The 1,947-nt window shown below is 67.7% G+C and carries 1 protein-coding gene; it reads left to right on the top strand.

Going from position 1 to position 1,947, the window contains the following annotated elements; translation table 11 throughout:
• The first annotated feature begins 179 nt into the window (after window positions 1-179).
• Window positions 180-1,859 (top strand): IS4 family transposase, encoded by a 1,680-nt coding sequence (locus AC07F3_RS42350; RefSeq protein WP_479120449.1) that lies wholly within the window; start codon window positions 180-182, stop codon window positions 1,857-1,859.
• The last annotated feature ends 88 nt before the right edge of the window (window positions 1,860-1,947 follow it).

Raw genomic sequence — 1,947 nt, 5'->3', positions numbered from 1 at the left:
TCAGGACCTGTTGAGGTGCTGGACCGGCACCTGCACCACCTGCGGCCACCCACTCACCGCAAGCAGAACCAGAGCCAGAACCTAACGAAGCACTATGGTGTTGGCCTGACAGGAAGACGAGGCCTCCGGTAGAGCATGAAGTCGACCAAGATCTTCGTGCTCCGAGAGGCCCCGCTTCCGTGCAGTGTGTCACCACAACCATCACTCGTACCATCTCCGTCGCCGACGGCATCTACGCTCCCGGCCATCTTGGCGAGCTCACCCAGTATGTGCCCTTCGAGCTGGTCGAGGACGTGCTGCGGCAGACTCGCGCGGTCCAGAGGCGGGTGCGGCAGCTTCCGTCCCGGGTCGGGGTGTATTTCATCCTGGCGCTGGCACTGTTCCCCTCGCTTGGGTACGCGCGAGTGTGGGACAAGCTGGTGGCCGGTCTCTCCGGAATGTCCGTACCGAGCCCGTCGGAGAAGGCCCTGCGGGACCTGCGCCGCAGAGTCGGAGCAGCCCCTCTAAAGCTGTTGTTCGAGTCCGTGGCCGGGCCCGTGGCACAGCCCCGCACACCCGGAGTGCGCTACCGGCGGTGGCGGACGGTCGCCTTCGACGGCTGCAGCTCCATCAAGGCCCCCGACCAGCCCCGCGTGCACGGCTGGCTGGGCAAGGTACGACGCTGCTTCGGGTGGGACGGCTATCCGATGCTGCGGCTGATGGTGCTGTGCGAAACCGGCACCCGAGCCCTGATCGGGGCCGTGTTCGGCCCGACGGACAAGGGAGAGACCTGGTACGCGGAACAGCTGCTGCCGCTGCTCGGGAACGACATGTTGCTGTTGGCCGACCGAGGCTTCGATTCCGATGGCTTCCTTGCCGAGGTCGCAGGCACCGGAGCGCAACTGCTGTTCCGGGTGAACTCCCGGCGTACTCCGGCCATCCTGTCCGTTCTGCCGGACGGCTCCTACCTGACCGTCATCGGTGGTGTGAAACTGCGCATCATCGACGTGGACATCACAGCCACCACCCGTGACGGACAGCGCGTCGGCGACCGGTACCGGCTGGCCACCACCCTGCTGGACCACCGCACCGACCCCGCCGTCGTACTGGCACGCCTCTACCACGAGCGCTGGGAGATCGAGTCCGCCTTCTACGCCCTGCGCCACACTCTGCTCGGCGGACTCATCCTGCGCTCGCACGACCCGTTCGGACTCGAGCAGGAACTGTGGGCTCAGCTGGTGATCTACCAGGTACTGCGCCGGGCCATGACCGAGGCCGTGGAGTCGACGGCCGGCACCGATCCCGACCGCGCCAGTTTCACGGTCGCCCTGGAAAGCGCGCGCGACCAGGTCGTTGCCGCCGAAGGCATCCTGCCGCGGGACCAGGCGACAGCTGGGCAGGGCCGGATCGGCCGGGCCGTCCTGGGCGCTCTGATGCCGGCGCGACGCGCCCGCATCAGCGCCCGCACCATCAAATGCGGCACCTCCCGCTACCAGGCCAAGTCGATGAACCCCAGAGAGCTGCCGACGACCGGCACGGACATCGTGCACCTCGCCCTCACCATCCACGCACCGGTCACGGATGCCCAACCCGGCCCCAACGGAGACGACCACGCCGCACCTGTCTCTCCGCCCCGGGGAAACGGACGCCGGGACCTCACAGTGCAGCTCATGCGCACCGCCCCGGACCGCGCCTGGCGACGCCGCGAGATCGCCGACGCCCTCGGCATCACCCACCTCCGCAGTCTCAGCACTCAGCTCGGACACTGGGTCGCTGAAGGACTGCTCCGCAGAACCGAACGCGGGGCCTACACCCTCACCCCGACCTGGATCAATCCCCACCCCCAGCCCGAGTTGCCGTCCCCGAACCAGGCTTACTGACTTCGGCTTGTCAGGGTGATGTTGGGGTGTGGAGGGTGAGGCCGGTTCCGGTGACGAAGCCGTCGAGGATGCCGGGCCGGTACTGGAG

It is taken from the genome of Streptomyces sp. NPDC045846 (genome assembly GCF_056431605.1).
This window is presented reverse-complemented; position numbering and strand designations above follow the sequence as displayed.